The sequence below is a fragment of the Ponticoccus sp. (in: a-proteobacteria) genome (assembly GCF_048381735.1).
Map to the genome: position 1 here is coordinate 61,573 of NZ_JBLXGL010000012.1, position 22,879 is coordinate 84,451.

The following is a 22,879-nucleotide window of genomic DNA, read 5'->3' on the forward strand; positions in this document are numbered from 1 at the left end:
CCGCCCCTATGCGTGGCCGCGACGATCAGAACAGGGAGTATCCGAAATGAAACATCTTGCCGCCGCTGCCGCCGCCGCGACTTTGGGCATGGCAGGCTTTGCCGCCCCCGCCCTGGCCGAAGGTGAGCAGATCATTTACGTGACGCCGAACCCGATCGGGAACAACGCCTTCCTGCGCCTTGGCCGCGAAGGCAGCGAGGCCGCCGCCGCCGCCATGAACGGCACCCTCGCCAGCTACGAAAGCGACTCGCCCCCGGCGATGCTGGAAAACCTCTACGCCGCCGTCGGCAACGGCGCCGACATCGTCGTGGCGGTCAGCTTTTCGGCGGTCGACGGGGTGCTCGAGGTCGCGCCGACGGCACCGGATACGGACTTCCTGATCGTCGACGCCTGCCCGCAGGGCGATCGCCCCGCGAATATCCACTGCGCCGTCTTCCGCGAACACGAAGCCTCTTTCCTGATGGGCTTCATGGCCGCCAAGGCATCCGAGACCGGCAAGCTGGGCGTGGTCGGGCCGATCGATATTCCCTTCATGCACCGCTATACCGACAGCTTCGCCGATGGCGCACGCCACCAGAACCCGGACATCGATGTCGAGGTGCGCTGGGTCGGCGGGCAGAACCCCTTCTCGGACCCGGTGCGCGCCAAGGAACAGGCGCTGGCCCTCGGCGCGCAGGGCGCCGACGTGATCTATGCCGCCGCCGCCGGTGGCAGCTTTGGCGTCTTCGAGGCCGCGTCAGAGGCGGGCTTCAAGGTCTTCGGCGTCGACACCAACCTTTGCGAATTCGCCGAGGGCCGGATGATCGACAGCGCGCTGAAGCGGGTTGACGAAGCCATCCTGCAATCCCTCGAAGCCATCGCCGCGGGCGAGGACGCGATGTTCGCCAGCTTTGGCCTGGCAGAAACGGGCATGGGCGCCATCGCCATGGACGAGGCCGATGCCATCGCCGAAAGCGGCTGCCTGATCGCCGAGATGCCCGCCGTCGCCGAGGAAACGCGCGCGCTGGCCGCCCGGATCATCTCGGGCGACGTGACCGTGAACGACCCGCTGACGGCCGAGTGACGGGGGCCAGCGTGCCGACACCCGTCCCCGCCGACCGCGCGGTTTGCAGCCTGCGCAACGTTTCCCGGTCCTTTGGGCCGGTCAAGGCCCTGTCGGATGTCAGCTTCGACATCCGACAGGGAGAGTTCCTTGCCCTGATCGGCGAAAACGGCGCCGGAAAATCGACGGCGATGGGCGTTCTGTTCGGCCTTGTCGACCCCGATACCGGCCATGTCGAGGTTGACGGGACGCCGCGCCGCTTCGCCTCGGCACGCGATGCGATCGACGCCGGGTTCGGCATGGTGCACCAGCATTTCAAGCTGTACCCCGAGCTGACCGTCATCGAGAACGTGCTGGTGGGCAACGAGGGCGGCGGCCCCTTGGCCCGTATCCCCTTCCGCGCCGCCGAAGCGCGGCTGCGCGACATCATCAAGACCTACGACTTCCGCCTCGACCTGCAGGCGACGGTCGCGGACCTCAGCGTCGGGGAAAAGCAGCGCGTCGAGATACTCAAGCTGCTGTTCCGCGATGCCCAGGTGATCTTTCTGGACGAACCGACGGCGGTCCTGACGCCGCAGGAATGCCTGTCCCTCTTCGACATGCTGCGGCGCCTTCAGAAAGAAGGCGCCTCCATCGTCCTGATTTCCCACAAGCTGGACGAAGTGATCGCAAATGCCGAGCGTATCCTGGTGATGCGGCGCGGCGCGCTGGTGGCAGAGCGCGCGGCAGAGGCGACGGACCGCGCGGAACTGGCCGGGCTGATGGTCGGCGCGCAGATCGAGACCCCCGCCAAGGTCAACGCCGCAACCGAGCGGACCGTCCTCAGCATACGCGACCTCACCGTCGCCCGCCCCTCGGGCAAGCCGCGCGTCGACGCGGTGTCCTTCGACGTGGCGGAAGGCGAGATCTTCGGGATCGCCGGTGTATCCGGCAATGGCCAGAAGGCGCTTGTCGACGCGCTGATGGGGCTGGAAACCCCAACCGGCGGAACGGTCCTGTTCAAGGGCGAGGAGATCACCGCAAAAAGCGTCGCAGAGCGCCGCGCCGCAGGCATCGGCTACATGTCCGAAGACCGCATGTCGGTCGGTCTGGCGGCCCAAGGCAGCATCACCGAGAACGCCGCCGCCGGGCGCGAGCATACCGCCGCCTTTTCGCGCCGTGGCTGGCTGCGCAAGCGCGCCATGACCCGCCATGCAGAGACGCTTATCGAGGCATTCGACATCCGCACGCCCTCTGCGCAACAACATGTGGGCAAGCTGTCGGGCGGCAACCAGCAAAAGGTCGTGGTGGCGCGCGAGGTTTCGGCACAGCCCCGGCTGCTGCTGGTCGAAAACCCCTGCTGGGGCGTCGACGTGGGCGCCATGGCAACCATCCACGGCCAGCTTCTCGAGCTGGCGAAATCGGGCTGCGCCATCGTCCTTGTCAGCAGCGACCTTGAAGAGCTGTTCGCCCTCAGCGACCGGGTCGGGGTGATCTACGAGGGCGCGATTGGGCGCATATTCCCGCGCGACGCCCTTGACACCTTCGCCATAGGCGCCGCCATGGCGGGCGGCGGGCACATCGGGGACACGCACGCATGACGCATCTGTTCACAAGCCGGAGGCTGGTGCCCATCGGCGCCGGGCTGCTCGCCCTCGTGCTGTTTCCGCTTCTTGTCCCGGGCACCGGCGAGATCGCCGCCAGCTTCTTCAACGGCGCCTTTGGCGGGCGCAACTTCTTCAACCTCTACGCCACCCTCAGCCGCTACACGATCCTGCTTGGGATGGCCCTGGCCGTGCTCATCTCGTTCCGCGCGGGGCTGCTGAACATCGGCGGCGAAGGCCAGCTGGTGCTGGGCGGGCTGGTCGCGGCACTGGTGGGGGTCTACCTGCCCGCACCGCCCCTTGTCATCGCACTGGTCGCGCTGCTGGCGGCCATGGCGACAGGCGCCTGCTGGGCCGTTCTGGCGGGCCTGCTGGAACGCGGCACCGGGGTGCCGCTGCTGATCGGCTCGCTGCTGCTGAACTACCCGGCCTCTTTCCTTGCCTCCTATGCCGTGTCGCATCCCTTCCGCGACGTGGCCAGCGGCGCGACCCAGACCTTCCGCATCCTGCGCGAGGCCGGCCTGCCGCGTTTTCAGGGCACGATCCTGGATTACGGCATCTTCCTGATCGGCGCCGCCGCGCTGGCCTACGTCATCCTGGAACGGTTCACCGTCTTCGGCTACCGCAGCCGCCTGCGCGGCTACAGCGCGGGATTTGCCCGGGCCTCGGGCTTTCCCAACAGGCGGCTCTACTACAGGACCTTGATGCTCAGCGGCGCGGCGGCGGGCATGACCGGCTTTGTCGCCGTCTTTGGCAGCAGCCAGCGCTTTGTCGACGGGATGCTGACCACGCCGCTTTATGCATGGACCGGCATCGCCGCGGTCCTGCTGGCGGCGGTCCGCCCCGGCCTTGTGCCGCTGACGGCCTTTTTCTTCGCCATGCTGGCCACAGGATCCATCGGCATGGAGCGGACGGCAGGCATCCCGCGCGAGTTCGGTCAGGTCATCCAGGCCCTGATCGTTTTGACGCTGGCCGGGTTTGCCGGGAAACTGACAGCCATCTCCGGCGGCACGAGGTAACGCGATGCTCTTTGACGCAGCCCTGATCGATTCCGTTCCGCGCCTTGTCACCCCGGTGCTGCTGGCCGCCATTGGCGGCGCCCTATGCGAGCGTTCGGGCGTCTTCAACATCTCTCTCGAAGGCATGATGCTGGTCGGCGCCTTCGCCGCCGTCGCAGGCACCTTCTACACCGGCTCCCCCTTGGGGGGCCTTGCCGCGGCCCTTGTCGCGGGCGCTGTCTTCGGGCTGTTGTTCGCGTTCTTCAGCGTCTGGCGGAAAGGCGACGACATCATCGTCAGCATCGGCATCAATATCCTCGCCGTTGGCCTGACCGCCCTGCTGCTGCGCAGCCTCTTCGGCGTGTCCGGCCAGTTCGACGACCCCGCCATCGCCGCATTGCCCAACATCGACCTTGGCCCGGTCGGGGATATTCCCGTCCTGGGCAGCTTCCTGTCGGGCCAGTCGGTACTGGTCTGGCTTGCGGTGGCGCTGGCCTTCGCCGTGCACCGCTTCCTGCACCACAACAACCTCGGGCTGCGGCTGCGGGCCGCCGGGCAGAATGCCGAGGCGCTGCGCACGGTCGGCATCTCGCCCGAGCGGATCAAGACAACCGCGCTGCTCGCCTGCGGCGCGCTCTGCGCCCTTGGCGGCGCGCAACTGTCGATCTCGAACGTGACGCTCTTTACCGAGGGCATGAGCGCCGGGCGCGGCTGGATCGCGCTGGTCATCGTGATGATGTGCCGGGGGCGCCTGCTCTGGATCCTGCTGGGCGCCCTGCTCTTCGGCTTTATCGACGCGATGAGCGTGCGCCTGCAGGGGCTTGGCCTGCCGCAACAGGTCACCGACGCCCTGCCCTACGTGCTGGCGCTCTTCGTGCTGGCCCTCAGCTACCGGCGGCGGACAAGGCGTGCCCATGCCGCGTGATCCGATACAGCAGCGCCAGCAGATCGAAGACCAGATCATCGAAGCGGCCTGGGCCTATTACCACGACGACCTCAACCAGTCCGAGATCGCCGAGAAGCTGGGGCTATCGCGGGCGACGGTGGTCAACTACCTCGGCGAGGCGCGCAGGCGCGAATACGTGCGGATCTCTCTCAGCCCCGACGTGTTCCGCGAGCGCCAGATCTCCAGCGAGCTGCGGGAAAAATTCGGACTGAAGGAATGCCTGGTCGTGCCCACCGGCGAAACCGGGGACCAGACCCTGTCACGCGTGGCCCGCGCGGCCTCGGACTGGCTACCGCAGCTGCTGGCGCGTGGGGACCGGCTGGGTGTGTCCTGGGGCGAGACGATATTCAAAGTCTCGCAATATGCGGAACGCCGCCCCATCCCCGAAATCGAGATCGTCCAGCTGGTCGGCTCGATGACAACCCCGCTGGGCTTCGCCGCCGAGACATGCTCGGCCAATCTTGCGCAGAAGTTCGACGCCACCTGCATCAACCTTCACGCACCGCTGCTGGTCGAACAGCCCGGCCTTGCCGAGATGCTGCGCGCCGAACCCGTGATCGCACGCCAGCTGGACGCGGTGCGCACCTGCAACAAGGTGCTGTTCGCCGCCGGGTCCTGCGAGCCTGACAGCCACGTGGTCCGATGCGGCCTCGTGTCTCTCGACCTGCTGGAGGCCTACAAGGCCCGAGGCGCGCAGGCCGTCATTTCCGGGCGCTTCATAGATGCCGAGGGCAATGCAATCCTTGGCGAAATGGACAACCGTATCATCGGCGCGGACATCGCGCAGATGAAAGGCAAGGATGTCGCGCTGCTGGTATCCGCCGGGCTAGACCGGGTCGATCCGATACTGGCCACCATGCGAGCCGGCATTACGACCCACCTTGTCACCTGTTCCGCCACGGCCGCCGCGCTGCTGAATACGTGACCTCGATTTATTCGTTGCAATTCGACGGGCGAGCGAAGAAAACTCTCTGAGATTCCCGCCGCCCGGTGATCTGCGCAACCGCGTCATGCCGGGACTCATATCAGAACATGGCGCCACGCGCGCCTGAAATTCCGTCGCGGAATTGTCGCAGAAAGAGCCCATGAAAAATGGACGCCTGCGCGGAATACAGGGAGAACAGGCGAAATCCACGCCTATCATAAATTCGAGGACCGTTTCAATGCATACTGAATGGATACAAGACTCCGCCGAGCGCTATGACGCCTGCAATCGTGCAACGCTGAACTGGCTGATGGCGCGCGGAGATCTGGGTGGCGGTTTCCTGAATACCAAGGTGCATTCGATTACCGGGAACGATTACGATGCCGCCTCGGGTGCGCGCGGCCCTGACTACACCTATGGTTGGATACAGGGGCGCGGGCTGGAGGCATTGGCCAGTTTCACGATGCATTACAAGGACTTGGACCCAGCATTCTCGGACAGGCTTCGCGAAACCGGTGCCGCGCTCTACAGGCGCCTGGCCGAGAAGCAGGCCGGGGACGGCCATGCCTATTTCCTCTATGGGCCAGACGGACAGCCCGTGATTGCCCGAGACGGTGCCTTCACACCCCAGGCGCCCGCCGGATCGGTATATACCTATTCCGACGCCTTTGTCTCCAAGGGGCTTTTTGCGGCCTCGCATCTATACGAGCCGGAGATGTCGGGCAATTACCTGACCTACCTCAAAGAGGTCATTGCCGCAGTCGAAGACGGGCGGTTTCAGATGGATGAAAAAAAACCGCTGTCACAGGAAAATATTGCGGCGGAACCGGATGATTTCGGGCCACGCATGATTTTGCTTTCGGTATCCGGACTTCTGCATCGCCTTGGGTATTCCGAAGAGACCGATTTTGCGGACCGATTTATCGCGCATGTGCTCGACCGGCATTTCGATCCCGACTCTGGCCTTTTGCTGACCATTCACGGCGAAGACACCTGCAATGTCGGGCACGCCATCGAATTCTGCGGCTTTGCCTTCGAACATCTCGCGGTGCGCCCGGATCAGGAACGGCTTGACCGGATTGTCGAAATACTCCTCCGCTGCATGGAAATCGGGATGCAGGGTCCGGGAATTGCGCTTTACCTCTCGGCCTCCAGCGGCGCGCTGAAATCGCCCTATTTCCCGTGGTGGCCAATGCCCGAAGCGATCCGCGCCTGTGCCCTTGGATACCAGTTGACCGGGGACAGCCGGCTGATCGCCCCGTGGAAGAAGGCCGATGCGGCCTTCTTCACGCAGTACTGGCGGCAGAATCTGGGCTTTGCCTATCAAACCCGGACCGTCGACGGACCCGTCGACTTTGTGCCCGCGACCCCCGATCTCGATCCCGGCTATCACACCGGGCTCAGCCTTCTGGCGGCGATCCGGTCCGCCGGTCGCTAGGGCACGATCCGCATTCCGCTGGTGCGGTCGAAGAACTGCACCAGCTGCGGATCCACGGTGAAGCCATGGGTTTCCCCGGCGTGGCAATCGAACCGTTCACGCAGCAGCGCGGTGATCGACACCCCGGCCAGCTGCGCCTGTAGCAGGGTTTCCGAGCCCGTCTGCTCGTTGGATTCGATCACCGCACGCAGGCCCGCGTCGTCGGGACTGTGGCGCAGATGTTCGGGGCGGAACCCCAGATCGAACGCTCCGTCCAGATCCCGGTATTGCGGCAGGACAAGGGTCTGGCCATCGCTCAGCACGACGTCATCGCTGCCCCGGCGCGTCGAAACCGGAAGGAAGTTCATCGCGGGCGAACCGATGAACCCGGCAACGAAGCGGTTGACCGGGTGGTCGTAGAGATCGAGCGGCTTGCCGACCTGCTCGACGTGGCCATCGCGCATGACCACCACGATATCCGCCATGGTCATGGCCTCGATCTGGTCGTGGGTGACGTAGATCGTCGTTGTCCGCAGCCTTTGGTGCATGGCCTTCAGCTCGGCCCGCATCTGCACGCGCAGCTTGGCGTCGAGATTGGACAGCGGTTCGTCGAACAGGAAGACCTGCGGCTGGCGCACGATGGCCCGGCCCATGGCGACGCGCTGCCGCTGCCCGCCGGACAGCTGTTTCGGATACCGGTCGAGCAGCCCGTCGATCCCCAGCATGACGGCGGCGTCCTTCACCGCCTTGGCGATCTCCTGCTTCGGCGTTTTCAGCAGCCGCAGCGAGAAGCCCATGTTCTGCGCCACGGTCATATGCGGGTAGAGCGCATAGTTCTGAAACACCATGGCGATATCGCGGTTCTTGGATTCCACGTCGTTGATCACCCGGTCGCCGACACGGATCTCGCCGCTGGTGATTTCCTCGAGGCCCGCAATCAGGCGCAGAATGGTCGATTTCCCGCAGCCCGAGGGCCCGACAAGCGCCACGAAGGCCCCATCGGGGATCTCGACGGACACCCCGTGCAGGGTTTCGACGGCGCCAAAGCTTTTTCTCAGGTCTTTGATTTCAACTTGGGTCATTACCAGTCTTTCAGAAGTCGCTGAACAGGGTTCAAGACGGGTTTCATTCCTTCATCCCGCTTGCCGCGATGCCTTCGACGAAGTTGCGGCGCAGCAGGACAAACGCGAGCACGGAAGGCACCATGACGGCGGCGGAGGCCGCGCTCAGCAGGGACAGTTCGACGGTGTAGGCGCTTTGGAAGTTCGCAAGGCCGACTTCGATGGTGAAGGCTGTCTTCCGGGTCAGCGTGATGATCGGCCAGGCAAAGGCGGTCCAGGCCTGGAAGAAGGCGAGCACGGCTAACGCGGCCAGCGGCCCGCGCAGCAGCGGCAGTACGATATGGGTGAAGATCCAGAACTCCCCTGCCCCGTCTATCCGGGCTGCTTCGAGCAACTCGTCGGGGACCGAGGTCAGGACGTTCTGGCGGATCAGGAAGATCCCGAAGCTCATCACCAGGTAGCCGATCAACAGGCCGGTGATCGAATTCAGCACCCCCAGCGCCTTCACCTGAAAATACAGCGGGATCATGTAGACCTCGAAGGGGATGATCGCCGTTGTCAGAAACAGGATGAAGATCACGTTGATCGTCCTGAAGGGGAACTTGGCCACGACATAGCCCGCCAGCGCAGAGGTCGCGACGATGGCGATCATCGACAGGAAGGCGAAGGCGAAGCTGTTGAACATCCAGCGCAGCAGCGGCGTCTCGGTGAAGACCGTGACGAAGTTCTCCAGCGTCGGATTGCGGGGCAGCAGGGTGGGCGGCCACTGAAGCATCTCTGCCGGGGTCTTGAAGCCGTTCGAGATCAGCATGATCAGAGGCAGCAGCAGCACCAGGCAGACCAGGAACAGCGCCACATCGATCAGGAAGTTCGAACGGCGGGTGCGGGCTTTGGCGGACATGATCAGTTCCCCCCCTTCTGACGCAGCAGGCCGAACTGGACCGTGGTCAGCACCAGAACGATAAGCAAGAGGATCACGGCCTCTGCGGCGGCATAGCCGACACGGAAGTTCTGGAAGCTGTTCTCGAGCATGTCGAGCACCAGAACCCGGACCAGCCTGCCCGGCGCGCCCTGCGTGTCCGAGGCCAGAACATAGGCCTGCGCATAGACGTTGAACCCCGAAATCAGGGTGACGACGGAAACGTAAAGCGTGATCGGCTTCAGCAGCGGCACCGACATGTAAAGGAAGGACTGCACCCCGTTGGCGCCGTCCAGCCGGGCCGCCTCGAAGACCGATTTCGGCAGGTTCCGGAACCCGACCAGATAGATCAGCACGGCGTAGCCCAGCGTTTGCCACGACACCAGCAGGATGATGCAGACAACCGAGAGTACGGGATCGAACAGCCAGGCCTGCGCCTCTCCGCCAAGCGACACGATGATCGCGTTCAGCGGCCCCAGCTTGGCGTCGAAGATCCATTTCCAGGCCATGGCTGCCGGTACAAGCGACACGACATGCGGGATGAAGACGGCGGTTTCGTAGAACCCGGCAAAGCGGCTGCGGGTCCGGTGATAGATGACACCGGCCAGCGCCATTGACGTGGGGATCGTGATGACCATGGCGCCGAAGGCAATGATCGCGGTATTGGTCAGCGCATCGAGGAACTGATCGTCACCGAACAACTCTGCAAAGTTTGCCAGTCCGACGAAGATCTTGTCCTTCGACAGCAGGTTCCATTGGTACATGCTCAGCCGAAGCGTCTCGATGATCGGATACATACGCACCCATCCGAAAATCGCGAATGTCGGAATAATCGCAAGTATCGCGAACCAGAACTTCTTACGTTTCAACATGGTCTGCCTCATGCAATCGGCCTGCCCGCCGCGGTGGCGCGGCGGGCAGGTCTGGTGGTGCCTTACTCGGCGAGAATGCCCGCGCGATCCAGGATCGCATTGGTTTCCTCGGCGGCAGATTCGAGAAGGGCCATCATCGCGGCATCGTCACCGGCAAGCGACGGATCGGCAAAGGCTTCGGTCAGCGTGGCTGCAAAGCGCGTCAGGATCTCGTTGATCGGCTCGATCGACGGCAGGGTGAACAGATCGTAGTCTTCGGGCAGGTCGACAAAGGCCGAGAACTGGGGCTTGGCCGCGATGACCTCGCTGTAGTCGACGCCCACCCGGTTGGGCAGCCAGCCGACATTGTCCAACATCCAGATCAGGTTCTCGGGCTTGTTCGCCTCGATGGCAAAGGCCCATGCCGCTTCCTGCGCCTCGTCCGAGCCACCGGAGACATAGAGGTTGACCGGCAGCGCAATCGAGCCGCGCGGCAGAAGCGCCGTGTCATAGTTGAGATCGGGCGCCTTTTTCCCGGTATCGCCGATCACCCAGCTTTCGCGGATGAACATCGCCGTCTGGCCCCGCTGGAACGCGGCGGCATCGGCGGGCATGTCGACGGTCACGGTCTTGTCGCCACTGACGGCATTGACGTATTGGCGCAGGGTCGCAAGCCCGGCGTCGCTGGCATAGCCCGCGCGGTACTTGTCGCCGACGCGGTCCAGAACGGCGCCACCGTGCTGGTGCATGTTGATCCAGAACTTCTCGGCGATCCCGGCGCCGCCACCAGACAGGCGCAGCGACCAACCCGATACCGTGGGCGTGCCGTCCCCGTCGCGCTGCGTCAGCTTCGCGGCATAGGCGTCATACTCTTCCATGGTGCTGGGCGGGCCGTCCAGACCGGCCTCTGCCAGCATGTCGGTATTGTAGAACAACGCCCCCTGCCCCCGGAACAGCGGCAGGCCGTAGACCGCGCCATCGACCGTGGCGGTATCCCGGAAGAACGGCTCGAAGTTTGCACCGTCGTTCACGAAATCCGCGATATGCGAGGGCGCGGGCGGCAGAAGGTCGTTCACGATGTAGCGGTTCGCGGTAGAGCCGATCAGTTCCAGGACCGTTGCGTCATCCAGCCCCGACGACAGGCCAAGCGCAACGCGCTTTTCGTGGTCGCGCAGGCCGATGGGCTCGACGATGACGTTGAGATCGGGGTAGTCGTCGCGCATCCCTTCGGCAACGCGCTCGTAGTAGTCGGCCAGCTCGGGGAAGCCGCCCCAGACGACGACGTCCTGCGCCTGTGCCGCCATGGTCCCGGCAAGCATCAGGCCCGCCGACAATGTGATCGCGTTCCCCAGTGGCGCGCCTTTGTCATTCGATGGCATTGGATTTCCCTTTCATGTTGGACTTTTTTTGATCGTGCAGTCTGCTGCGGCCGGTTTGGCCGCAATCTCGGCGGCGCGTTGTGCTGCACTGGACAACGCCTCCGCCACTCCGGGCGCGATCGACGCGCCCATTCCATAGAACCTGTGCGCCTCGTCCACCTCGTATCCGCCGACCGCATATTCACCCAGCGGCGGGATATATCCGGGATTGTCATCGGCATAGGCGATCACATGGTCTGGCCCGTCCCGACCAAGGGACTGGCGCAGCTCCAGTGCGGTCCGGGCAAAGATCTCTCCGGGCAGGCTGAGGATCAGCACCCCGCCCCAGCTGAGGGCGGTGCATCTGGCCTGCATCGGCTCCAGATCGCGGCCCATCTGCCGCCCGGCCCAATCCGCCCAGATGTGATGTATGTCGCCCGGGCTGCGCGAGGCCGCGCGCCACGCGCGGGCCAGCTCATCCGCCGTGCCGCTTTCGCGGCTTTCGAACCGAAGATCCGCGAAGGCCTCGGCGCATCCGATGGGCCCCGACACGGCGACCATTTCCGCCGCAAGCGCCGATTGCGCCACCCCCTCGCCGATGGTCATGGCCCGCGCATAGGTGCGGTCTGCCTGATACCCGGCGGAAAGCGAGGCCGCCGCGCTGTGCCCGGTGTTCACGTCCCCCGCGCAGCCGGTGGCGAATACCGCGACGGACCCCGGGCATGCCTCTTCAAGCGCCCTGCGCGCGAAATGCGGGTAATCCCCCGTCCACAGCAGGTTGTCCGCCCCCAGAACAACCGGGTGGCAGGCATAAGAGACCAGATGGGCGATGGTCGATCCATCCATCCGGTCGAAGCGCATCACCGGCACGCCCCGATCCACCGGGCCGTCCGCGTGCCGCCGATTGGTGGCAAAGCCCGGCTCTGCCCCGCAACCGGCGTACAGCCGCGCCGGTTCGCGGGCGCCTGCCGCCTGTTCGATGGCCAGAAGGACGCCGCGTTCCAGCGCCTGAAGATAGGCCGGATCTGCGGCAACCGACAGGCGTCCGGGCATCGAGACCGGGCCGCCATGCGTATGCGTGGCCGCAATCGTGACATTCCCGTCCGGCAGCGGGCAAAGCCTGCGTATGCGGGCGGAAAACACCGCGTCGATCCCGATGACATCCACCGACACGAAGGCCGTATCGTCGACCACAAGCGCCCGCGCACTCAGCGCGTCATGCCCGCCCCGGGCGGCGTCCTGACGCGCCGCAAAGCCCGCCATGGCCCCGCCCGGCGGCGGCGTGATGTCGACAACGGCGGCACCGACCCGCGTCATGGCAGCATGCTCGCGCCATTGTGCAGGATCTCGACCGGGCGGGCCGGGGCCTCGTCCCGGCTGGTGTCCAGCAGCAGGAAGGTGGCCGGTGCGCCGGGCACCAGCGCGGGTGTCTTGCCGATCACGCGCGCCGGGTTGCTGACCGCCATGGTCAGGGCCTCGGCGGTCGGAAAGCCGGTGAAGGCCCGATAGCGGCAGACGATATCCAGCAGGCACGACCCGCTGCCCGCAAGATAGGCGGTCCCGGCGATCGAGACCTTGCCGTCGCCGCTGACCTCCACATCGCCGCCGATGGGCGAAGAGTAGCGGCCCGGCGGCATGCCCGCGAAGGTCACGCTGTCAGAGACAAGCACCGTCTGCCCGACCCCTTTCGCCCGCAGCATGGCGCGGGCGGTCGACCGGGACAGGTGATGCCCGTCAAGGATCAGGCTGGCCATCAGGCGGTCTTCGGAGAGCTGCGCCCAGATCGCATTCGGATGCCGGGGCAGTGTCGCGGCGATGCCGTTGCCCAGATGGGTCGACAGGCTGGCGCCCGCCGCGACCGCCAAGGCGATCTCTTCCTCGGTGGCATCGCAATGGCCCAGGGCCACGCAGATGCCTTCGGCGGTCAGGGCCCGGATATAGGCGGCGGCGCCTGGGGTTTCCGGGGCCAGCGTCACCATGCGCACCAACCCCTGTGCGGCCCCCTGCCAACGGGCGAATTCTTCGAGACAGGGGGGCCGGACATGTGCCAGCGGATGCGCGCCGCGCGGCCCGTCCTTGGCAGAGATCGACGGCCCCTCGACATGGACACCCGCGATCATGGCCTTCGAGAAGGGCAGGCCTTGTTGCGCCAGCCGGATCGCCGAAAGCCGCTGGCACAGCGCGGCTTCCGAGGCGGTGATAAGCGTCGGCAGATAGGCGGCGACCCCGACCCGGGCCAGCGCCTGGCTCAGGGCCTCCACAACCTCTGGCGTCAGATCGCCCTCGTTCAGGTCGAACCCGGCGAAACCGTTGACCTGAAGATCCACCAGCCCCGGTGACAACAGGGGCAGAGCCTCGGCATCGCAGTCCGTGACCTCCTCGATCACGCCGCCCCGGACATGTACCGTCAGGCCCTTGCCGCTTGCGAAATCGCGGCCGGAATAGCTGGCCACCCGGTTCAAAGCGCGCGCACCCTTCCCCGGAAGTTACCAAGGAACTTCCTGTTCGCCTCGTCACCGCCGGGGGCGTTGCCGCTGCGCCAGACCGGAGGCTCGATGCCCCGTTCGCGGATGTGCAGAACCGTTCGGATCACCAGCAGGTTCAGCGCCGTCGCATTGGCATAGGTCGACACCGCCGCGATGCGTTCGGTCATGCCCGGGATATCGACAATGGCATCGCCGATCTGCACCTTGCTGTCGATGGCCACATCCACCAGGTCGTGCAGGTTCTGCTTGGTGGGGTGGCGCGCGGGATGGTCCGCAGCGGTGCCCTCTGCATGCTGTCGCGAGCTGATGCCGATGGTCCGCACGCCACGCTCGCGCGCGATCAGCGCCGCGTCGATCAGGGCGGCGTTGATCCCATAGGCGTTCACGAGGATCAGGATGTCGCCCTCGCCAAGGCCCTGGTTGTCGATCACGACGCGGCCATACCCGGGCGTCCGCTCGATCGCCATGGAGCGCAGGGCGCCGTTCGACAACAGCGTGCCCTCGTCGAGGATCGCGTTGACATGCATCAGACCGCCGGCGCGGAAGAACACCTCTTGCGTCGCAAGGTTGGAGTGCCCGCCGGGACCGAAGACATGCACAAGGCGGTCCTCGGCGATCTGGTCGGCCAGCAGCCGCGCCGCCCGGTCCAGCGGCTCTTTTTCCTCGGTGTGAATGCGCTGCATAAGCGCCGTGACATCGTCTAGATAGGCGTCGCAGAGGGCGTCGGCGGTGAGCGTGGTATCAGCCATGGGGGGCCGCCTCGCGATCCAGGTAGATGGTGCAGTTCGGATGTGTCCGCAGGATGCTGGCCGGGCAATCGGTGGTGATCGGCCCCTCCAGCGCGGCTTTCACAGCCGCCTTCTTGCGCGCCCCGGGCACCGTGCAAAACAGGGCACCGGCCCCCATGAGGGTCGGAATGGTCAAGGTGATCGCCTGCTGCGGCACCGCTTCAAGCCGGTCGAAGCAATCGTCGTCGACCTGCTGCTGGCGGCAGACCTCGTCCAGCTCGACAACGCGCACGCTGAGCGGATCGTCGAAATCGGCAACCGGCGGGTCGTTGAAGGCGATATGCCCGTTCACCCCGATGCCCAGACAGACAATGTCGATCGGCGCCTCGCCCAGAAGCCCGGCATAGCCCTGGCAGATCTCATCCGCCGTGCCGGTCGCGGCGATGCGGTGCACCGTGGCGGCGGGTATCTTCGAGAACAGATGTTCCTGCAGCCAGTTGCCGAAGCGCTGCGGGGCCTCGGCCTCGAGCCCGAGATAGTCGTCCATGTGGAAGGCCGTGACCCTGTCCCAGGGCACGTTGGGCAGCGCGGTCAGGGCCTCGAGCACTTCAGACTGGCTGGGCGCTGCGGCAAAGATCATCCGCACGCTGCCCTTGTCCGCAGCGACCGCACGCATCCGGTTCGCGACATCCATCGCCACGGCGCGCCCCATCTCTGCCCGCGTCTGGTAGATCTCGACAGTGTATCTTTCGCTGAGCCCGCTTCCGGCATGCGCCGGTGAACGTGCAACATGGTCTGACGTCATCATGAACTTTGTCCCTTCGTTACAAGGCAGCGTAATGTGCAATCGATTGCACGTCAACGCCGAGATCGTCCAAAGACACCAACGAAGGTTGCTTCAGCTGGGGGGCGGGGCGCTAACGGTTTGTCTTGAAACGAATTCCGTTTCCAGAACAATGCGCACATCATCCTCCTGCGGCGCGTTCAGAGAGCTAATCAGCAGGTCGACGGCCTTCTGCCCTGCAACCGCCGACGGGCCCGAAACGGTGGTCAGCATGGGGTAGCCCAGGATATCGTCGCAGCCCACGACGCTGTAATCCTCGGGGTTCCGAAGCCCGTTCTCGGCCAGGCCGAAACAGATGCCCTGCGCCAGCACGTCGTCGAAGGCGATGCAGGCGGTCGCGCCGCGCGTCAAAAGCTCTGGCACAAGCTCGACCCCCTTCGCGAAAGAGGCAATCCCGGCAGGAAGCTCGCCCATCGAGACACCATTTTCGGCTGCGGCCCGCGTGACCGCATCCCGCCGCTGGCCGTTGGACCACGAATTCTCGGGGCCTCCGACATATATGATCCGGCGATGCCCCAGTTCGGCAAGATGGGCCACGGCCCGCGCCATGCCCTGCCCGGAATTGATCAGCACGCGCGGCACGCCTTCGATATCCCGGTTGATCAGGACAAGCGGCATCTCGCGCGCCAGCGCGTGGATCTGCGCGCTTTCGGAGCGCGGCGAAGCCAGAACCGCCCCGGCCACCTGATCGGACAGCCGCCGCAACAGGTCCATTTCCTGGCTCGGGTCCTCGTCGGCATTGCCGATGAAGACCGAATACCCATGCGCCGAGGCCTCCTTCTGCACCGCCAGCGCGATCGGCGGCATGAAGGGGTTGGTCAGGTCGGGCACCACCAGGGCAATGTTGCTGTTGCGCCCGGTGCGCAGCGCCCGCGCCGCCGCATTGGGCGAATAGCCCAGCTTTCGCGCCACCTCGCGCACGTTTCGGACGGTCTCTTCGAGCAGGATGTCGGGATTGTTGAAGACCCGCGACACGGTCGAGCGGTTGACCCCCGCCGCCTCCGCGACCTGCTGGATCGTGACCCTTTTGGCCCTTGGCCGCTGCGTCGCCATAATGCGTCTCTCCCTGACAGCCCCCGGAAACCGGAACGAATTGCCGGGCACGGGGCACGACGATCAAAGCGCGCATTGTGGCCCAACACCGATGGCGCGGGCAATGGGCTCTGAGGCAGGATCGACTGTCGGCAGGGCTACCCCGGCCAGAGGAAGGGAAAATCGCGGGTGTTCGTGGTGGGTATAGCCGGTCAGGCTGACGGACCGCCGGGGCACTGTGACCGCCCGGACGGGACCGGGTTCCGCCCCTGTCGGGCCTGTCCGCGCCCTGCGCAAAACGGGCAGCGGCGGGCGAACCCGCCGTCACGCACCAGGCCCCGGTGGCGCCTGACGCCCCGACACAGCGGCCCGCCCCGGGACGGCTAGCGAAGCCGCAGATATCCGCCCTGCGTCTTCAGGCGATGTGTGACCGTATTCGACTGCGCCAGCGTCTGCTCGACAAAGCAGCCTTTCTTGGCGGCCTCGATCAGCGCGACCTGCTCTTCCAGAGGGTTCGGGCTGTCCAGCAGGATATCGATATCGAAGGACTTGGGCGCCGTTTCATAGATCCGGCCGACCGGCGTCCATTGCCAGACGATCTTGCAGTTGACCGTCAGGTCGTTGATCTCGACGTCCATCCGCTTCGCGAAGGCCCGCAACTGGGTCATGATGCAGCCGGTCAGACCGCTGATGAAATGGGCCAGCGGCGGCGGCGCCGAGGCTTCGCCGCCATGGAACGGCCCTTCGTCGGTCGCCATGGCGAACTCTTCCAGCATGGGCTGGGTCATCTTGACATCGAGATCGTTGCGCATTTTCCCGGTGGCGCGACCGGAACAGGTAAAGACGACCTCAAGCGGGTCCTTGGGCTGATCGACGGACATGCTGTCCCCCCTTCAATGGCGCGTCATGCGCCGCAACGCTGTCATGGCAGACCCCGCCCCCGGCGGGACGGGGCCAATGCGGCTGGCCGGTCAGAAGCTTACCTTGTCCGCCCCCTTGAGCCCCAGCATGGCGCGGGCCTCGGCGGGGGTGGCGATCCGGTTGCCCTGCGCCTCGAGGATGGATTTGATCTTCTCGACCTGCTGGGCATTCGACTCCGCCAGCTTGCCACGCTCGATGAACAGCGAATCCTCAAGCCCGACCCGCACGTGGCCACCCATCTGCGCCGCCACCGCCGCCAGCTTCATCTGCTGGCCACCGGCACCAATCACCGACCACTGGTAATTGTCGCCAAAGAGCCGGTCGGCGGTGCGCTTCATGAAGACAAGGTTGTCGATCTCGGCGGCGATCCCCCCCAGGATGCCCATCACGAACTGAAGGAAGATCGGGGCCTGGAACATGCCCTGCTTCATGCAGAACGCAAGGTTGTAGAGATGGCCGACCTCGTAGCATTCATGTTCGAACTTGGCGTTGTGCCGGTCGCCCCCCATGGTCGCCGCGACCTGCTTGATGTCGGCAAAGGTATTGCGAAATATCCCGCCCTCGGAGGCCCGGATATGCGCCTCTTCCCAGTCGAATTTGAAACGCTCGTAGCGATCCGCCAGCGGGTGGCAGGAAAAGTTCAGCGATCCCATGTTGAGCGAGCACATTTCCGGGGAGGCCGCCGCCGCCGGTGCCAGCCGGTCCTCGATCCCCATGGTGATGCTGCCGCCGGTCGAGATATTGATGATCGCGTCGGTCTCGGCCTTGATGGCGGGCAGGAAGGCCATGAAATGCGCCGGATCGACCGAGGGCTTGCCATTTTCCGGGTCGCGGGCGTGCAGGTGCAGGATCGCCGCCCCGGCCTTGGCCGCGTCAATGGCCTGCTGCGCGATGTCGTCGGGCCGGTAGGGCAGAGCGTCCGACATGGTCGGCGTGTGAATCGCCCCGGTGATGGCGCAGGTGATGATGGTCTTTTGCATGTCAGTCCTCGAATATGGCGACGGCACGGACGAACCCGGCGGACGCCGCCTTGATCTTGTAGGGGAAGCAGGACACGGTGAATCCGGTCCCGGGAAGCTGGTCGAGATTGGCCAGCTTCTCCATGTGGCAGTAGCCCGTCTCCATGCTGGCGCGGTGCCCCTCCCAGATGATGGCGGGGTCGCGGCTTTCGGCGAACTCCCTGGCGGTCAGCGGGAAGGGCGCGTCCCAGCTCCAGGCATCGGTGCCGGTCACGCGGACACCCTGATCCAGCAGGTGCATGGTCGCGTCGCGCCCCATGCCGCAACCGCGCATCAGGTAATCCGGCGCGCCGTAGCGCGCCCCCGCCGATGTGTTGATCATCACGATATCCAGCGGCTGAAGCCTGTGGCCGATCCGCTCCAGCGCCTCGTCGACCTCTGCGGGCGTGACGATGTGCCCGTCCGGCAGGTGCCGGAAGTCAAGCTTCACGCCATTGCCGAAACACCACTCCAGCGGCACCTCGTCGATGGTGATCGCGCGCTTCCCGCCATCCATGGTGGAATGGTGGTGATAGGGCGCGTCAAGATGCGTGCCGTTGTGGGTGTAGATCGAAAGCCTCTCGATCGCCCAGCCGTCGCCGCCGGGCAGGTCTTCGGGCGTCAGCCCGGGGAAGAAACCGGCCATCTGCTCGGCGGTATCCTTGTGGTCGAAATACTCGATCCGGGGCAGCATCATCTCGGGGTCCGAGGGGATGTCCGCCTCGAGCGGCACAGACAGGTCGACAAATCTACGGGTCATGGCAGCACCTTTCAAAGCAGGCCGGTGGCGATGGCGGGGAAGAGGATGATCAGGATCAGGCAGAGCAGCATCATCAGCGCAAAGGGCGCGGCGCCGTAGAAGATGTCGCCCAGGCTGATATCGGGGTCATCCAGCGTGGATTTGATGACATAGACCGAGATCCCGAAGGGTGGCGTCAGCAGCCCGATTTCCACCGCGATCACGGTGATGATCCCGAACCAGATCAGGTCGACCCCCATGGGGATCAGGATCGGCAGCATCAGCGGCACGAGGATCAGCATGATCGAGGAGCTGTCGAGGATCATGCCCAGAAAGATCACCACCAGCACGTAGAGCAGGATCAAACCCAGCACGCCAAGCTCTGCCGTGGCCGCCATTTCACCGAATGCCAGCGGCACCCCGGAAAAGGCCAGCATCCGGGAATACATCTGCGCGGCGATGATCAGGAAGCAGACCGACGCGGTGACAAGCCCGGTATCCACCAGGACGCGCCAGAGCGCGGCCCAGCTGAGGCGCCGTTTCAGCACCCCGATGACCAGCGCCCCGATGGCGCCGATGGCGCCGGCTTCGACCGGGGTGAAAAAGCCCGCGTAGATGCCGCCCAGAACGATGCCGATCAGCGCGGTGATCGGCACCCCCTTGGACAGCAGCTCCATCGGGCTCAGCGCCTCGCTGTCCTTGCTGAGGTTTTCCCCCACGAATTTCGGCGCGAAGATGGCCATCAGGACGGTGCCGACCCCGAAGAACAGGGCCAGCACGATGCCCGGCCCGATCCCGGCCACGAACAGGTCGCCGATGGACTGTTCTGCCAGCAACCCGAAGAGGATGAGCAGCAGGCTTGGCGGGATCAACATGCCCAGCACCGAACTGCCCGCCACCACACCGACGGCAAAGCGGCTGCTGTAGCCGTGCCGACGCATCTCGGGCACCGCGATCTTGGTAAAGACCGCCGCCGAGGCAATCGAGATCCCGGTCACGGCGGCAAAGATCGCATTGGCCGCCACCGTGCCCACACCCAGCCCGCCCTTGATCCGGCGGAACATCGCATTGGCCACGTCGAAGGCATCGCGCCCGATCCCGGATTCCGAGACGAGGAACCCCATCAGCACAAACAGCGGCACCACGCCGAAGAAGTAGCTGGCAATGGCATCGTTGGCGGCAAGGCCCAGCATCTTGGCGGCCAGGATCGGCGATCCCTTGATCGCCCAGACCCCGAGGAAGGAACAGAGGATCAGGGCAATGGGCACGAACATGCCGCCCATGACCATCAGCCCCATCCCTCCCAGGGCCATCAACCCGATTTCAAATGTCGTCATCGGCTTTCCTTCGCAGTCAGGAAGCGGCGCAGGATCCGGGCCAGGAACTGCAGCACCAGCAGGCAGCCCCCGACCAGGATCATCAGTTTCACCGGCCAGACCGGCGCGGTGAAATCACCCGCGGCGCCGACGAACTCCGACCGTGTCCAGGCGCGCATGAAGATCGGCCAGGTCGCGTAGAGAATGGCCCCGACCACCACCATCCCCAGAAGGTCGTAGAGGGTCTCGAGACCCTGAACGACACGCGGCGCGCGGCGCTCCAGAAACCCGATCAGCGCATCGGAACGGGTCATGCGACCCACCTTGAGCGCCTGCGGCGCCTGCAGGAACACGATCGCGACGATGGACAGGGTCACCATCTCCGGCACGCCCGAGATCGGGGCATTGAACATATTGCGGCTGAAGACATCGGCGCCAATCAGCAGGACCAGACCCGAAATCAGGAGAGATCCGCAGACATTGGCCACCTGCGTCAGCACATCCAGCCAACGCAGGGGCCAGGGCTCTGCCCGGGCAAGCTCTGTCATGGATTATTCGGCGTCCCAGTCACGCAGCGGGGCCGCGCCAGCCGCACGCATTTGCTCCATGTAGGTCCGCAGCGCCTCGGTGCCGGGCTGGCCCTGCGCATCCAGACCCTCGGCCCAGACCCTGGCCGCGTTGTCCATGGTCCCGGCCCAGGCCGCGCGCAGCTCGTCCGAGGCGTCGGTGATCGTTGCGCCGTTTTCACCCATGACGGTGAAGGCGTTCTCGACAGCGGCTTCCAGCGAGCCGACATACCAGTCGGCGGTCGCTTCCGCCGCCTCTGTCAGCGCCGTGCGCACCTCTTCGGGCAGGCTGTCGTACCAGTCGACGTTGGCACAGATCGACCCGGCATATTGCGCGCCAAGACCGGCGCGGGTGATATAGGGCGCGACCTCATACAGCTTGCTGGGCAGGGCGGCAGAGCCGAAGACGATCACGCCATCGAAGACGCCGGTCTTCAGCTCGTTGTAATAGGTGGTCAGGTTGCCAGAGACGCCGACCGCCCCGGTGCCCGAAAGCCAGTTCAGCGCCGCCCCCGGCGCGCCGATCTTCTTGCCGTCCAGATCGGCCAGCGACGTCACCGGGAAATTGGTCATCAGCAGGTAATCGTCAAGCACCATGGGCGCCCCGATATAGACCACGCCATTGTCCTCATAGCTTTTCTGCATCGCCGGATCTTCAACCTGCAGCCGGTGCATCAGCGTCCCGATCTGGCGCACATCGGCGCTGACGAAGGGCGTGTAATAGGTCACGTTCTGCACGGCCAGCTTGGCCGGATCGAAGAGCGACTGACAGGTGCCAAGCTCGGCCAGCCCGGCCTCGACCGCCTCCAGCTCTTCGCCCACCCCGGCAATGGCACCGCCGTACTGCCTGGAGAAGGAAATCGAGTGCTCCGACCCTTCAAGCGCCGCCTCGACCGCCGGCACGAAGGCCTCGTCCAGCATCTGGACCCAGCGGAACACCGGCGGATGCCCGGCGGCAATCGTGGCGGAAAAGCTGTCGGCGACCGCTCCGGTCGGGCCCAGCAAGACGGCTGCCAGCAGCCCGCGCTTCATCATTGTGTTCATATTTCCCTCCCTGATATCATGGACTTGTCTTAACTTGTCGCCGTCAGCGCCAAAACGCCGCCCTTGGCGAACCGGACCAGCTGCGCGAGAACCGCCTCGAAGCTCTGAAGACCGTCGCGCCCCATCAGCCGCTCGACCCGGCCATCGCGACCGATCACCGCGATCAGGGCGCCAAGCGACAAGGTGTAGGCCATCCCGGCCATGGCCTGATCGGCCCCGGGCACCGCGCGTTCCAGCGCCGCCACGAATTTCTGCGCCGTCGGATCGTAGAATTTCCGCACCAGCGCCTGCTCGCGTTCCTGCCCGACAACCAGTCCGCTGAAGATGCGCGCATAGGCGTTCTGCCCGCCCGACGGCCCAAGTGGCGGCCGGAACAGGGCGTCGAGGATCTGGTCCAGCGCATCCGCCGCGTCCAGATCCACCCGGGACAGCAGCGCCATCCGCTCGGAGTTGATCTTCTCCGACCGCTGCGCAATCACCGCCTCGTAAAGCGTTTCCTTGTTGCCGAAGTGATAGTGCAACAGCGCCTGCGACACCCCCGACCGCGTGGAAATCGCCTTCATCCCCGCGCCATCGAAACCGCGGTCGGCGAACTCGACCTCTGCGGCAAGCAGGATCTTTTCAATCGCGCCCGATGCGCTTGAACCGCGTTTTGCAGGTGCCTTCGACATGGGGGCACTATATCCTGACTGATCAGTTAGTCAAGACGGTTGATGGCCAGCCTTTCCACCGCGCGCCCTCCCTTGGCGGCACCCGTGACACGTCGCTTTCAGATACGGTTTCGCCCCCGGGCCGTCGCCACTCCGGCGGCGGTTCTGTTCATCTGGCCGGCTTTCTCAAGCGTCAGGATCGGACAGAGAAACGCCACCCGGAGTTTGGCACGACCGTTGCCCGCCACGCCAATGCCCCGCCCCATTTGCAAGGACCGCATCCAAGACAAAGACCGCGCGGGCACAATGGGGCTATATCGACGTATACGCGCCAATAGGTAAATTACGGGCGTAGTCTGCCCCCGAAAACAGATGACAATTTCGGTCAAGCTTCCGGTTAATTCGAGACAGGGACAGCTTGGGCTAAAACCGACCGCTCCCTGCGCGCCCTGATC

At 65.1% G+C, this 22,879-nt stretch carries 22 protein-coding genes; 6 read left to right on the plus strand and 16 right to left on the minus strand.

Translation table 11 applies throughout. The features are described 5' to 3' along the window. The first annotated feature begins 46 nt into the window (after positions 1-46). The 6 genes from ACN5KJ_RS17600 (at position 47) to ACN5KJ_RS17625 (ending at position 6,932) form a co-directional block, all read left to right on the plus strand. Entirely contained in the window at positions 47-1,063 is a 1,017-nt protein-coding gene (locus tag ACN5KJ_RS17600) for a BMP family ABC transporter substrate-binding protein (protein WP_418595231.1), read from the plus strand. A gap of 11 nt (positions 1,064-1,074) precedes the next feature. After that, positions 1,075-2,622, plus strand: coding sequence for an ABC transporter ATP-binding protein (locus ACN5KJ_RS17605; RefSeq protein ID WP_418595232.1), 1,548 nt, complete (start codon positions 1,075-1,077; stop codon positions 2,620-2,622). After that, a complete protein-coding gene (locus ACN5KJ_RS17610) occupies positions 2,619-3,644 on the plus strand; it encodes an ABC transporter permease (protein ID WP_418595233.1) in 1,026 nt (341 codons plus the stop codon). The genes ACN5KJ_RS17605 and ACN5KJ_RS17610 overlap by 4 nt, the downstream gene beginning before the upstream one ends. 4 nt (positions 3,645-3,648) lie before the next feature. Then, positions 3,649-4,548 carry an ABC transporter permease gene (locus ACN5KJ_RS17615; RefSeq protein WP_418595234.1) on the plus strand — a complete coding sequence of 300 codons (900 nt, stop codon included), beginning with the start codon at positions 3,649-3,651 and terminating at the stop codon, positions 4,546-4,548. Then, complete coding sequence (locus tag ACN5KJ_RS17620; RefSeq protein ID WP_418595235.1) at positions 4,538-5,494, plus strand: sugar-binding transcriptional regulator; 957 nt, start codon at positions 4,538-4,540, stop codon at positions 5,492-5,494. The genes ACN5KJ_RS17615 and ACN5KJ_RS17620 overlap by 11 nt, the downstream gene beginning before the upstream one ends. 160 nt (positions 5,495-5,654) lie before the next feature. Next, complete coding sequence (locus ACN5KJ_RS17625; RefSeq protein WP_418595236.1) at positions 5,655-6,932, plus strand: hypothetical protein; 1,278 nt, start codon at positions 5,655-5,657, stop codon at positions 6,930-6,932. Here ACN5KJ_RS17625 and ACN5KJ_RS17630 read toward each other — a convergent pair. From ACN5KJ_RS17630 to ACN5KJ_RS17705, 16 genes are all read right to left on the minus strand, one after another. Further along, positions 6,929-7,993 carry an ABC transporter ATP-binding protein gene (locus ACN5KJ_RS17630; protein WP_418595237.1) on the minus strand — a complete coding sequence of 355 codons (1,065 nt, stop codon included), beginning with the start codon at positions 7,991-7,993 and terminating at the stop codon, positions 6,929-6,931. The two genes, ACN5KJ_RS17625 and ACN5KJ_RS17630, sit on opposite strands and share 4 nt — an antisense overlap. 43 nt (positions 7,994-8,036) lie before the next feature. Continuing rightward, positions 8,037-8,873: an ABC transporter permease subunit gene (locus ACN5KJ_RS17635; protein ID WP_206563464.1), complete on the minus strand. Its 837-nt coding sequence runs from the start codon at positions 8,871-8,873 to the stop codon at positions 8,037-8,039. A 2-nt stretch (positions 8,874-8,875) separates the two neighbouring features. Beyond that, positions 8,876-9,763, minus strand: a complete 888-nt coding sequence (locus ACN5KJ_RS17640; RefSeq protein ID WP_418595238.1) for a carbohydrate ABC transporter permease — start codon at positions 9,761-9,763, stop codon at positions 8,876-8,878. 62 nt (positions 9,764-9,825) lie between these two features. Beyond that, positions 9,826-11,121: an extracellular solute-binding protein gene (locus ACN5KJ_RS17645; RefSeq protein ID WP_418595239.1), complete on the minus strand. Its 1,296-nt coding sequence runs from the start codon at positions 11,119-11,121 to the stop codon at positions 9,826-9,828. 12 nt (positions 11,122-11,133) lie between these two features. Next, the gene (locus tag ACN5KJ_RS17650; protein WP_418595240.1) at positions 11,134-12,417 is read right to left on the minus strand and encodes a neutral/alkaline non-lysosomal ceramidase N-terminal domain-containing protein; all 1,284 of its coding nucleotides are present in this window, start codon (positions 12,415-12,417) and stop codon (positions 11,134-11,136) included. Further along, positions 12,414-13,553, minus strand: a complete 1,140-nt coding sequence (locus tag ACN5KJ_RS17655; protein ID WP_418595308.1) for an N-acetylglucosamine-6-phosphate deacetylase — start codon at positions 13,551-13,553, stop codon at positions 12,414-12,416. Before ACN5KJ_RS17655 ends, ACN5KJ_RS17650 begins: the two co-directional genes overlap by 4 nt. 5 nt (positions 13,554-13,558) lie before the next feature. Continuing rightward, complete coding sequence (locus ACN5KJ_RS17660; protein WP_418595241.1) at positions 13,559-14,335, minus strand: sugar isomerase domain-containing protein; 777 nt, start codon at positions 14,333-14,335, stop codon at positions 13,559-13,561. Continuing rightward, positions 14,328-15,122 (minus strand): 6-phosphogluconolactonase, encoded by a 795-nt coding sequence (locus ACN5KJ_RS17665; protein ID WP_418595242.1) that lies wholly within the window; start codon positions 15,120-15,122, stop codon positions 14,328-14,330. Before ACN5KJ_RS17665 ends, ACN5KJ_RS17660 begins: the two co-directional genes overlap by 8 nt. 90 nt (positions 15,123-15,212) lie before the next feature. Continuing rightward, positions 15,213-16,211, minus strand: a complete 999-nt coding sequence (locus tag ACN5KJ_RS17670; RefSeq protein WP_418595243.1) for a LacI family DNA-binding transcriptional regulator — start codon at positions 16,209-16,211, stop codon at positions 15,213-15,215. A 362-nt stretch (positions 16,212-16,573) separates the two neighbouring features. Then, a complete protein-coding gene (locus ACN5KJ_RS17675; protein WP_347168383.1) occupies positions 16,574-17,071 on the minus strand; it encodes an OsmC family protein in 498 nt (165 codons plus the stop codon). Positions 17,072-17,161: 90 nt separating this feature from the next. Next, positions 17,162-18,091, minus strand: coding sequence for a 3-keto-5-aminohexanoate cleavage protein (locus ACN5KJ_RS17680; protein WP_418595244.1), 930 nt, complete (start codon positions 18,089-18,091; stop codon positions 17,162-17,164). Position 18,092: 1 nt separating this feature from the next. Beyond that, positions 18,093-18,869 (minus strand): cyclase family protein, encoded by a 777-nt coding sequence (locus ACN5KJ_RS17685; protein ID WP_418595245.1) that lies wholly within the window; start codon positions 18,867-18,869, stop codon positions 18,093-18,095. Positions 18,870-18,880: 11 nt separating this feature from the next. Beyond that, the gene (locus ACN5KJ_RS17690; protein ID WP_347168385.1) at positions 18,881-20,185 is read right to left on the minus strand and encodes a TRAP transporter large permease; all 1,305 of its coding nucleotides are present in this window, start codon (positions 20,183-20,185) and stop codon (positions 18,881-18,883) included. Continuing rightward, complete coding sequence (locus ACN5KJ_RS17695) at positions 20,182-20,712, minus strand: TRAP transporter small permease subunit (protein ID WP_206563680.1); 531 nt, start codon at positions 20,710-20,712, stop codon at positions 20,182-20,184. The genes ACN5KJ_RS17690 and ACN5KJ_RS17695 overlap by 4 nt, the downstream gene beginning before the upstream one ends. Before the next feature lie 3 nt (positions 20,713-20,715). Next, complete coding sequence (locus ACN5KJ_RS17700) at positions 20,716-21,774, minus strand: C4-dicarboxylate TRAP transporter substrate-binding protein (protein ID WP_418595246.1); 1,059 nt, start codon at positions 21,772-21,774, stop codon at positions 20,716-20,718. Positions 21,775-21,803: 29 nt separating this feature from the next. Further along, the gene (locus tag ACN5KJ_RS17705; RefSeq protein ID WP_418595247.1) at positions 21,804-22,445 is read right to left on the minus strand and encodes a TetR/AcrR family transcriptional regulator; all 642 of its coding nucleotides are present in this window, start codon (positions 22,443-22,445) and stop codon (positions 21,804-21,806) included. Positions 22,446-22,879: the final 434 nt, after the last annotated feature.

Bases quoted from the DNA above. Each gene is read 5' to 3' on its own strand.
- ACN5KJ_RS17600 (WP_418595231.1), top strand. From the start codon at position 47: ATGAAACATCTTGCCGCCGCTGCCGCCGCCGCGACTTTGGGCATGGCA.
- ACN5KJ_RS17610 (WP_418595233.1), top strand. From the start codon at position 2,619: ATGACGCATCTGTTCACAAGCCGGAGGCTGGTGCCCATCGGCGCCGGG.
- ACN5KJ_RS17615 (WP_418595234.1), top strand. From the start codon at position 3,649: ATGCTCTTTGACGCAGCCCTGATCGATTCCGTTCCGCGCCTTGTCACC.
- ACN5KJ_RS17620 (WP_418595235.1), top strand. From the start codon at position 4,538: ATGCCGCGTGATCCGATACAGCAGCGCCAGCAGATCGAAGACCAGATC.
- ACN5KJ_RS17625 (WP_418595236.1), top strand. From the start codon at position 5,655: ATGAAAAATGGACGCCTGCGCGGAATACAGGGAGAACAGGCGAAATCC.
- ACN5KJ_RS17630 (WP_418595237.1), bottom strand. From the start codon at position 7,993: ATGACCCAAGTTGAAATCAAAGACCTGAGAAAAAGCTTTGGCGCCGTC.
- ACN5KJ_RS17635 (WP_206563464.1), bottom strand. From the start codon at position 8,873: ATGTCCGCCAAAGCCCGCACCCGCCGTTCGAACTTCCTGATCGATGTG.
- ACN5KJ_RS17640 (WP_418595238.1), bottom strand. From the start codon at position 9,763: ATGTTGAAACGTAAGAAGTTCTGGTTCGCGATACTTGCGATTATTCCG.
- ACN5KJ_RS17645 (WP_418595239.1), bottom strand. From the start codon at position 11,121: ATGCCATCGAATGACAAAGGCGCGCCACTGGGGAACGCGATCACATTG.
- ACN5KJ_RS17650 (WP_418595240.1), bottom strand. From the start codon at position 12,417: ATGACGCGGGTCGGTGCCGCCGTTGTCGACATCACGCCGCCGCCGGGC.
- ACN5KJ_RS17660 (WP_418595241.1), bottom strand. From the start codon at position 14,335: ATGGCTGATACCACGCTCACCGCCGACGCCCTCTGCGACGCCTATCTA.
- ACN5KJ_RS17665 (WP_418595242.1), bottom strand. From the start codon at position 15,122: ATGATGACGTCAGACCATGTTGCACGTTCACCGGCGCATGCCGGAAGC.
- ACN5KJ_RS17670 (WP_418595243.1), bottom strand. From the start codon at position 16,211: ATGGCGACGCAGCGGCCAAGGGCCAAAAGGGTCACGATCCAGCAGGTC.
- ACN5KJ_RS17675 (WP_347168383.1), bottom strand. From the start codon at position 17,071: ATGTCCGTCGATCAGCCCAAGGACCCGCTTGAGGTCGTCTTTACCTGT.
- ACN5KJ_RS17680 (WP_418595244.1), bottom strand. From the start codon at position 18,091: ATGCAAAAGACCATCATCACCTGCGCCATCACCGGGGCGATTCACACG.
- ACN5KJ_RS17685 (WP_418595245.1), bottom strand. From the start codon at position 18,869: ATGACCCGTAGATTTGTCGACCTGTCTGTGCCGCTCGAGGCGGACATC.
- ACN5KJ_RS17690 (WP_347168385.1), bottom strand. From the start codon at position 20,185: ATGACGACATTTGAAATCGGGTTGATGGCCCTGGGAGGGATGGGGCTG.
- ACN5KJ_RS17695 (WP_206563680.1), bottom strand. From the start codon at position 20,712: ATGACAGAGCTTGCCCGGGCAGAGCCCTGGCCCCTGCGTTGGCTGGAT.
- ACN5KJ_RS17700 (WP_418595246.1), bottom strand. From the start codon at position 21,774: ATGAACACAATGATGAAGCGCGGGCTGCTGGCAGCCGTCTTGCTGGGC.
- ACN5KJ_RS17705 (WP_418595247.1), bottom strand. From the start codon at position 22,445: ATGTCGAAGGCACCTGCAAAACGCGGTTCAAGCGCATCGGGCGCGATT.